The organism is Pseudomonas protegens (assembly GCF_003732485.1).
Classification (GTDB): Bacteria; Pseudomonadota; Gammaproteobacteria; order Pseudomonadales; family Pseudomonadaceae; genus Aquipseudomonas; species Aquipseudomonas protegens_B.
Genome location: NZ_MOAK01000074.1, coordinates 41,788 through 50,279, shown reverse-complemented (window position 1 = coordinate 50,279; position 8,492 = coordinate 41,788). Strand labels below are relative to the sequence as shown.

Here is an 8,492-nt window from a genome sequence, read left to right as displayed (position 1 = left end):
CTTCTCGCCCGACTGTTCGGAGACGCCGTAAATGTTGATGGCACTGAGGAACGCGCTGGACTCCTGAATGCGGGTTTCCAGGGTCTGGGCGACGCTGGGGGCGGCCGTGAATTTGGTGGTGACGTCGCTCACGCCGTGCAGCTGCGCGAGTTGTTGCAGGTAGGCGTTGTACAGGACGCGGGTATCGTTACGCATGGTGTTCTCCGATGTTCCTTGGCTTGGTGTTGTCCGTGTTGGGATCAGCAGTCGGTGACGAGAGCCCCGTCACCACCCGTAGCCGCGGGGCGAGCGGTGAACTGCGGTTGCTGGCTGGTGCCGGCCGGCGTCTTTTCGAGTTTTTCCACCAGCGCCGAAAAGTCGGCAGCCAGTTTCTCGTGCTTGGCCAGCAGGCTTTCGCGGGCGGCCTTTTCGGCGGCGAAGGCCTGGCCCTGGCCGGCGACATGCTCAGCCATGGCCTCGACGGCCTCGCCGAGCTCGGTGAATAGAGCGGCGTCCTTGCCTTCCTTGTCCTTGCTCTTACCGAGCAGGTCGAGCACGCGGCTGAACAGGCCTGCGACCTTGCCGCTTTCGTCCTCGACTTCCTCGAATTCGAATCGCGCCTCGATGGCTTCCGAGAACAGGTTTTCCTTGTCCTGCTTACGTCCTGCGAGGGTGCCGTGTTGTGCACTGAACTGGAGCGCTTCAGTGCCCAGGCTGGCCGGGCTGTCCGTTACCGCCAGGCCCACCAGGTAGGCTTTGCCGGTGTCGGCAAATTTCGGATTGACCTCGACGGAGGTGTAAATCTTCTGGCCGCGCTTGTTGAGGTCGATCAGGGTGGCGGTTGGCTCGATCTGGGCGAACAGTGCCAGTTTCTTCTTGCCGTCGATGTCGACCTCTTCAGCCTTGCAGGACAGCACATCGCCATAGGCGCCAAAGGTGGAGTCAGGACCCAGGCCGCGGATGTGTTCGCAGTTGATCCGGGCGCCGTAGGTGTTCGGGCTGTACTGGGCGGCCATTTCCGTGATCCAGGCGCGCTCGATGTTCCGGCCATCGGTGGTGGCGCCTTCCACGGCGATGCGGAACCACTTGGAGCGGAATTTCTTGGCGGCGGTGGTGCTCATGACGGGCTGTCCTCGATGCGGTGGCGATGGTGCTTTGTGCGTTGAGGGCATGTTGTTGAGCGCGGGCGAGTCGGGCAACGAGGCGCTGTTGTAGATCCGCGGCGTACAAGGGGCGGCGCGGGAAGTGTTCGCGCGCGGGCGGCAGCATCTGCGCCATGAATGCCATCGTCGATTTGCCCACCGATCACCGCCGCCACGCCAAACACCTGTATTGGCAGGGGTATCGCGTGTGCGAGATCGCCGAGCTGATCGGGGAGAAGGAAAAGACCCTGCACAGCTGGAAGGCCCGGGACGAATGGGACCGGGCGACGCCGCTGGAGCGCATCGAAGCGGCCACCGAAGCGCGCCTGGTGCAGTTGATCCTCAAGGACCCCAAGTCAGGGGCGGACTACAAGGAAATCGACCTGCTGCACCGCCAGCTGGAGCGCCAGGCGCGAATCCGGCGCTTTACCGAGGGCGGTACCGAAACCGAGCTGAACCCGAACCTGGCCAAGCGTAACGAGGGGCCGAAGAAGGCACCGAAGCGCAACGAGTTCGATGAAGAACACATCGAAAAGCTGACCGAGGCGTTCATCGATGGCTGCTTCGGCTATCAGCTGGACTGGTACAAGGCGGGCAACCAGCGTACCCGCGCCATCCTCAAGTCCCGGCAGATTGGCGCGACGTTCTACTTCGCCCGGGAGGCGTTGATCGATGCGTTGACCACCGGGCGCAATCAGATCTTCCTGTCGGCCTCGAAGAATCAGGCGCACATCTTCAAGGCCTACATCCAGGCCTTCGCCCGTGAGACGGTCGGTATCGAGCTGACAGGTGATCCGATCATCTTGGGCAACGGCGCCGAGCTGCACTTCCTGGGGACCAACGCCCGTACCGCCCAGGGTTATCACGGCAACTTCTACTTCGACGAATTCTTCTGGACCTTCAAGTTCAAGGAACTCAACAAGGTCGCCAGCGGCATGGCGATGCAGAAACAATACCGCCGGACCTACTTCTCGACGCCGTCGAGCATGGCGCATGAGGCCTACACCTTCTGGACCGGTGAGCGCTTTAACAAGGGCAAGCCGGCGGCTCAGCGGATCAAGCTCGACGTGTCCCACAACGCCCTACAGCAGGGGCGGCTCTGCGAGGACCGGATCTGGCGCCAGATCGTCACCATCCTGGACGCGGAAGGGCGGGGCTGTGATCTGTTCGACCTGGACGAGCTGCGGCTTGAGTACGACGCCGAGGCCTTCCAGAACCTGCTGATGTGCCAGTTCATCGACGACGGGGCGAGCATCTTCCCGCTGGCGATGCTGCAGCCCTGCATGGTGGACAGTTGGGACCTCTGGGCAGAGGACTACAAACCCTTCGCCGCGCGGCCGTTCGGCGATCGCCAGGTCTGGGTGGGCTATGACCCGGCGGAAAACGGCGATAGCGCAGGCATGGTGGTGATCGCTCCCCCCATGGTGCCCGGCGGCAAGTTCCGAATCCTTGAGCGGCACCAGTTCCGGGGCATGGACTTCGCGGCCCAGGCTGAGGCCATCCGCCAGGTCACCCAGCGCTACTGGGTGACCTACATCGGGATCGACATAACCGGCATGGGCTCAGGCGTAGCGCAGCTGGTTAAGTCGTTCTTCCCGAACATCACCACCTTCAGCTACTCGCCCGAAGTTAAAACCCGCCTGGTGCTGAAGGCCTACGACGTGATCAAGAACGGCCGGCTGGAGTTCGATGCCGGTTGGACGGATATGGCCCAGTCGCTGATGGCCATTCGAAAGACCGTCACCGCCTCCGGGCGCCAGTTCACCTACACGGCCGGTCGCACCGACGAAACCGGCCATGCCGACTTGGCGTGGGCGACCTTCCACGCCCTGCACAACGAACCCCTCGAAGGGCAGACCACGGCGAACACTGGATTTATGGAGTCCTACTGATGAGCAGACGCACGCGCGGAAAAAACCTAGTACCGGCCAACAATTCGGCGGCAGTGGAGGGGGAACTCCTGCAGGCCCAGGCCGGCCCGGTAGAGGCGTTCACCTTCGGCGACCCGACGCCGGTGCTGGATGGCCGCGAGATCCTCGACTACCTACAGTGCTGGCTCAACGGCCGCTGGTACGAAACGCCGATGTCCATGGATGGCCTGGCCAAGACCACCCGGGCCAGCGTGTATCTGCAGTCTGGGCTGAACTTCAAGCGCAATATGCTGGCCCGCACCTTCATCCCCCACAAGCTGCTCAGCCGCCAGGCCTTTGAGCAGTTCGCCCTGGACTGGCTCTGGTGCGGTAACTGCTACCTGGAGAAGCGCAACAACATGCTGCGCAACACTCTGGGCCTGGTCCCGCCACTGGCCAAGTACATGCGCCGCGGTGCCGATCTGGTGACCTATTACCAGGTGCGGGGCTGGAAGGATGAGCACGAATTTGCCCCGGGCTCCATCTGCCACCTACGTGAGGCCGATATCAACCAGGAGATCTACGGGCTGCCGGAGTGGTTGGCGGCGCTGCAAAGCGCACTGCTGAACGAGAGTGCCACGCTGTTCCGCCGCAAGTACTACAACAACGGCAGTCATGCAGGTTTCATCCTCTACATGACCGACGCGGCCCAGAAGGAAGAGGACATCGATTCGCTGCGTACCGCGCTGAAGAACTCGAAAGGCCCGGGCAACTTCCGCAACCTGTTCGTCTACGCACCCGCCGGGAAGAAGGACGGCATCCAGCTGATCCCGGTCAGTGAGGTTGCGGCGAAGGATGAATTCAGCTCAATCAAGAACATCAGCCGCGACGACCTGCTCGCGGCTTTGCGTATTCCGCCGCAGTTGATGGGCATCGTGCCGCAGAACGCGGGTGGTTTTGGGTCGTTGCGGGAGGCTGCTGAGGTTTGGGCGGTCAACGAACTTGAGCCACTGCAGGCGCGCCTGGCACAGGTCAATGAATGGCTTGGCGAAGAGGTCGTCAAGTTCAAGCCGTTTGAGTTGGGCACAGGTGGGGTAGTAGAGCTTCCTCGCAGTCGATAAGTAGGTCTGCCCAAATCAGACCTCAAAATTTTACCTCCAAAGAAAAGCCCAGCACTTGGCTGGGCCTCAGTTCATCTTGTCCAAATTTTACGAAAAAACTCTTTGAACTCTAGGGCTGTAAATGCGGAGTCAAGGACTCCATTACATATTCGGGCAAAAATCCCGCCATCGATTGGAGCTTTTGGGACAAAAATACCTTTGTCCACGGCCTTGATCAGCTTCTTTGCTGGTTCAAGTCGGCTCATCCCATACATGACAAAGCTAGGTGCTTGTATAAAGGGGTGATCTCCGGGATAGAGGAGGCATGTCTGATCGTGCCTCCCCCCTGGTCGGACTGTAGAGATACTCACGATCAGAACAAGCTGATCTTCCCCGGTTGGATCATTGAGGAGGATGAACAAGTGTTTTAGGTCAGGTCTCTGGGGGGTTCCGCTAGGAACCAATACAGTAGCTCTACGGGTAGCTATAAACATTAAAGGCTCGCGAATATCCTATCCACAGTGTCTTGACCTTCCAGGGCTTGAGCGGCTTCTTCTGCATGCTCCCCATCGCGGCCAAGTGCCAAAAACACATCCGCATAGCTAATTGGACGTGATGATCCGCTCGGATCCTTCCACTCGGCGCAACGATAATGTGTGTAGTCCACCAGATCGTATTTTCCGAGTCCGCCGAACTCAGCCCAAACTGCGCCGAGGACTTCTATTTCAGCCTCGCTGAGAGCACCTAAATGAAGCTTGCCATTCTCTAAATGGCAAGCTTGAAGCGCTACCTCGTAGGACTCCCGATCTGCGACCCAACATTGCCAACCGTCATCTACTGAAGGACGACTTCCGTTCATCAGGTCGAGGGTGCGAGATAGAACTGGGCCATTGGGCATGGAGACCATTCGGTCGCCAGAAATTGGTTGCTCGTACCAATCCATTGCTTGTCGGTCGGCCAGGTAAAGAAGCTTCATGAGCTTCAATACTTCGAGCTTTCCTCCACCTTGATGAAGGAAAAATGCGGCCATCTGGGCTGCTTTTCTTTCGTTAAAGGCCATTTTTTTCTCCGGACATGTTCATGCGGAGCAATCTTCCGTGAACGTTACGCACAGGTTGTAAACGTACTTATCCACAACCTAAGACAACTCTGGACGGCGATTATCTGCAAGTCAAATGCCTTGTCAATGACTTATGGCTTTATGACACCTGTTTGCTCGGCATTGGGCATGCTTGCTGCTGTTTTTTCGACAGGCGGCAGTCGTCAGGGTTCTGCAGAAAACTGCTGTAGCTGCGTTATGTAAGTGTAGCCCTCTGGTTAGCGGGCCCTTCAAAAGTGATGCACAGCCATTCTGCTCTTCATTTTACTGTATGTCTATACAGTATTCTGAAGGATTCAACCCCGGCGCGCGCCGTCGTCCCCCCACCTCGCCTGCGGGCTAAATGGGTCGCTTTTTCTGCACCCCTGCAACCTATTCAGAACAGCGCCGGCCTGGGCGCTCTGGCACGTCCCTGAGGAGGTAAAAGCCTGCGGAACCCTGCGAAGGTAGGCATTTTTTCAGCGCCTGCTGATAGGGGGATAGCCTGCCGAATCTGAGAGGAGCCTCGGGAAAAGGGTTAGTTTTTTTCTGAGGCTGCTGAGAAGGGGGGAAAGGCCCGGATTTACTGGGCTTGAGACCTAACTTTCATGGGTTAGTTTAGGTTAGGTTTAAGGTTAGTAATCTGTAAGTTATTGAATTTAAAGGAGTTTATAAACCTTAAAATTAACATCTCAAAAGGTTAGAAAATAACCCAGACCTAACCAAAAACTAACTTTTATCACTCGGCTGAAAGCCGCATATCACAAGGCCTCCAGCGGTGTTAGTAAAAAACTAACCGTCCTAACCTTTTTCCGATGGGTCAACATGAAACGCCGAAGGCACCTAGGGGGCGGTGCTGGCTGAGGTCTCGCTGCTGTTTGTGCATGCATTCACACAAACGGACCCCGAAACGGCCCCCAACTGATTGCAGTCATGTACATGCACCGCTGGAGGCCTTGAAATACTTGGAGCGGGTGAAGGGAATCGAACCCTCGTTATCAGCTTGGGAAGCTGGAGTAATGCCATTATACGACACCCGCTCGAACGGCTGACTTTGTACCAGATGTGGCTGGGGATTTGAAGTTTTTCTTTATCTGACTTGTGCTTGCGTGTCGGTTGAGGTCGCCACAGGTGCGTCACGTGCCAGGAAAAACAGGGTTTTTCAAGGCGGGGTGACGGCCTGTGGCGACGGGGTTTCAGATGGCCCGTGCATGCTGATCCTGAACAAAGTGTGGACGCGAGCGGTTGTCGTACTGGGCTGGCTTGAGGAAACCCATGAGTGCCTGGCGACTGTCGCGGCAGGCCGCCTTGTGTTCCATATCGAGAAAGTGCCCGGTGGCCTGGATGGTGCTGAAGCTTGAGTGCTGTACGTGGTTGGCGAACAGACGGGCGTCATGGGCCGAGGTGTATTCGTCCCATTCACCGTTGATGAACAGCACCGGCACCTGGATGTTCTTCGCCGCCCGCAAGTAGCACTGGCGATCGCCGTTGAGCACATGGCTGATGTGGAAGTGCATCTGCCCGTACTCATGCTCCGCCAGGCTGCTGACATGGCGATAGTTGAAACGCTTGAACAGCGATGGCAGGTGCTTGCCGATGGTGTCGTTGACCAGGTGGCCGACGCGATGGCGGTCGAGGCTGCCAAGGTAGTCGACGCCGCGCTCCAGGTAGTCGCGCATGGGTTCGTTGATCACCGGCGAGAACGAGCTGATCACCGCCTTTTCGATGCGTCGTGGACGCTGGGACAGGGCCTGCAAGGCCGCCGCGCCGCCCCACGAGAACGACAGTACATGCTCGGCGGCGAAGTGCTCGATCAACTCCAGCAGGATCTGCCCCTCCACTTCCTTGGTGAGCATCCGTTCATGCCTGTTGTGGGCCTTGGACCGGCCCGCGTAGGGCTGATCGTAGAGCACCACGTTGAATTGCGGGTGCAGGTTCTTCACGGTCTGGGCAAAGGACGCAGTGGTGGCCATCGAGCCGTTGACCAGAATGATGGTCTTGTCTGCGGCATCTGCGCGATAGAACTCCGTGTAAACCCGATACTGACCCTGTATATCCAGCACAGCGATTTCTGGCCTCATGTCATAAGACTCCTGGCAAGCGGGTATGCGCGCAACATTGAGTGTGCACGGGCAATGTGACAGGTAGGCATACGCCTGGAATGGGAGCCCATGTCGATCCGGTAATGCAGGTCGACGGGTGTTGTTATAGGCGGGCGATTTACCGGGTTGAATGCAGAGCAGGCAGGGCTCAGGCCGGCAAAAGGTTTCTTAGATGTGTGTTAGTGACTCATCGGTCACAATTCGGCCGACGGACTGATTCAAGCAGGGCAACCGCGAACCTGCAAGTGCATTGGACAAATTGTTCGACAGCTTCTGCCCAGCGGTCATTCAGAGGGGAAGCGGCCTCAGATCAGGCGGATTTCGTCTGCGCTGAGGGGGCGGTATTCGCCGGGGGCAAGGCATTCATCCAGCACCAGAGGTCCCATGCGTTCGCGGTGCAGGCGCACAACCTTGTTGTTGAAGTGACCGAACATCCGTTTGACCTGGTGATAGCGCCCCTCGACGATGCTCAGTCTGGCGCTGCGGGGGCCGAGAATCTGCAACTGCGCGGGCAGAGTGGTGAGGTCCTCGAAGGCGAAATACAGTCCCCGGGCGAAGGTCTCGATGTACTCGGGGCCAATCTCCTCCTCGGTCTCCACGTAGTACAGCTTGGGCAACTTGGTCTGCGGTTGGGTCAAGCGTCGCGACCAGCTGCCGTCGTTGGTGATCAGCATCAGCCCGGTGGTGTTGTAGTCCAGGCGCCCGGCGATGTGCAGGTCCTGGGGATCCGGCTCGTGGAGCAGCTCCAGCACGGTTTTGTGCTCGGGGTCTCGGGTGGCGCTGACGCAGCCCATGGGTTTGTGCAGCATGAAATAGCGCGCCGGCTTGCCGACCTGGAGCACTTGCTCATCCAGCTCTACGCGACTGAACTCCCGAACCTCGGCCTTGGGGTCGCTCACTGGCTGGCCGTCGATGCGGATGCGGCGTTGCACCAGCAGCAGGCGCACCTGCTGACGGTTGAAGCGGGGCAGGTTGCTGAGGAAACGGTCAATGCGCATGGTGATCGGCGGTTGGGGGCAAGGTGAGGAGGTTCAGGAACGTGGCAAGGTGCCGGCGCGCAACTGCGCCTCGACCCCGGCACAGCGGGGGCACAGGCAGGAGCGGTCGCGCAGTTGTGGCGGCAAGGCTTCGATGATTGCCGGGTCGATGCTTACGCTGTAGCACCAGCAGGCTTGGTCCGCCGTCCGCGGATCGGCCAGGGTGCAGTCGTTGCGGGCACCGCAGGCCGGGCAAAGGTCAGG

8 protein-coding genes and 1 tRNA gene are annotated in these 8,492 nt (G+C 58.9%); 2 read left to right on the top strand and 7 right to left on the bottom strand.

What is annotated here, in order from left to right; genetic code table 11:
* The coding region (locus BLX41_RS35825; RefSeq protein ID WP_259745030.1) for a phage major capsid protein, P2 family at nucleotides 1–195 on the bottom strand (195 nt) is incomplete at its 3' end.
* A 44-nt stretch (nucleotides 196–239) separates the two neighbouring features.
* A complete protein-coding gene (locus BLX41_RS20015; protein ID WP_123726286.1) occupies nucleotides 240–1,100 on the bottom strand; it encodes a GPO family capsid scaffolding protein in 861 nt (286 codons plus the stop codon).
* A 155-nt stretch (nucleotides 1,101–1,255) separates the two neighbouring features.
* Between BLX41_RS20015 and BLX41_RS20010 the strand changes: the two genes are divergently transcribed.
* Both BLX41_RS20010 and BLX41_RS20005 read left to right on the top strand, forming a co-directional pair.
* Entirely contained in the window at nucleotides 1,256–3,013 is a 1,758-nt protein-coding gene (locus BLX41_RS20010; protein ID WP_015634867.1) for a terminase ATPase subunit family protein, read from the top strand.
* Nucleotides 3,013–4,092 carry a phage portal protein gene (locus BLX41_RS20005; protein ID WP_123726285.1) on the top strand — a complete coding sequence of 360 codons (1,080 nt, stop codon included), beginning with the start codon at nucleotides 3,013–3,015 and terminating at the stop codon, nucleotides 4,090–4,092. The genes BLX41_RS20010 and BLX41_RS20005 overlap by 1 nt, the downstream gene beginning before the upstream one ends.
* Before the next feature lie 472 nt (nucleotides 4,093–4,564).
* On the opposite strand, the gene BLX41_RS20000 is transcribed toward BLX41_RS20005, so the two are convergent.
* The 5 genes from BLX41_RS20000 to BLX41_RS19980 form a co-directional block, all read right to left on the bottom strand.
* A complete protein-coding gene (locus tag BLX41_RS20000; protein ID WP_259745029.1) occupies nucleotides 4,565–5,131 on the bottom strand; it encodes a Panacea domain-containing protein in 567 nt (188 codons plus the stop codon).
* Between the two features lie 984 nt (nucleotides 5,132–6,115).
* Nucleotides 6,116–6,189 (bottom strand) — tRNA-Gly (locus BLX41_RS19995).
* Between the two features lie 156 nt (nucleotides 6,190–6,345).
* On the bottom strand, nucleotides 6,346–7,230 hold the full coding sequence (locus tag BLX41_RS19990; protein WP_123726284.1) for an alpha/beta fold hydrolase: 885 nt from the start codon (nucleotides 7,228–7,230) through the stop codon (nucleotides 6,346–6,348).
* 326 nt (nucleotides 7,231–7,556) lie between these two features.
* Complete coding sequence (locus tag BLX41_RS19985; RefSeq protein ID WP_123726283.1) at nucleotides 7,557–8,249, bottom strand: 16S rRNA pseudouridine(516) synthase; 693 nt, start codon at nucleotides 8,247–8,249, stop codon at nucleotides 7,557–7,559.
* 33 nt (nucleotides 8,250–8,282) lie between these two features.
* Nucleotides 8,283–8,492: cysteine-rich CWC family protein (locus BLX41_RS19980; RefSeq protein ID WP_123726282.1), on the bottom strand; the 210-nt coding region annotated here is incomplete at its 5' end.

What these genes read in the sequence shown, in the direction of transcription:
- BLX41_RS20005 (WP_123726285.1), top strand. Translation starts at nt 3,013, where the DNA reads ATGAGCAGACGCACGCGCGGAAAAAACCTAGTACCGGCCAACAATTCG.
- BLX41_RS19985 (WP_123726283.1), bottom strand. Translation starts at nt 8,249, where the DNA reads ATGCGCATTGACCGTTTCCTCAGCAACCTGCCCCGCTTCAACCGTCAG.
- BLX41_RS19990 (WP_123726284.1), bottom strand. Translation starts at nt 7,230, where the DNA reads ATGAGGCCAGAAATCGCTGTGCTGGATATACAGGGTCAGTATCGGGTT.
- BLX41_RS20015 (WP_123726286.1), bottom strand. Translation starts at nt 1,100, where the DNA reads ATGAGCACCACCGCCGCCAAGAAATTCCGCTCCAAGTGGTTCCGCATC.
- BLX41_RS20000 (WP_259745029.1), bottom strand. Translation starts at nt 5,131, where the DNA reads ATGGCCTTTAACGAAAGAAAAGCAGCCCAGATGGCCGCATTTTTCCTT.
- BLX41_RS20010 (WP_015634867.1), top strand. Translation starts at nt 1,256, where the DNA reads ATGAATGCCATCGTCGATTTGCCCACCGATCACCGCCGCCACGCCAAA.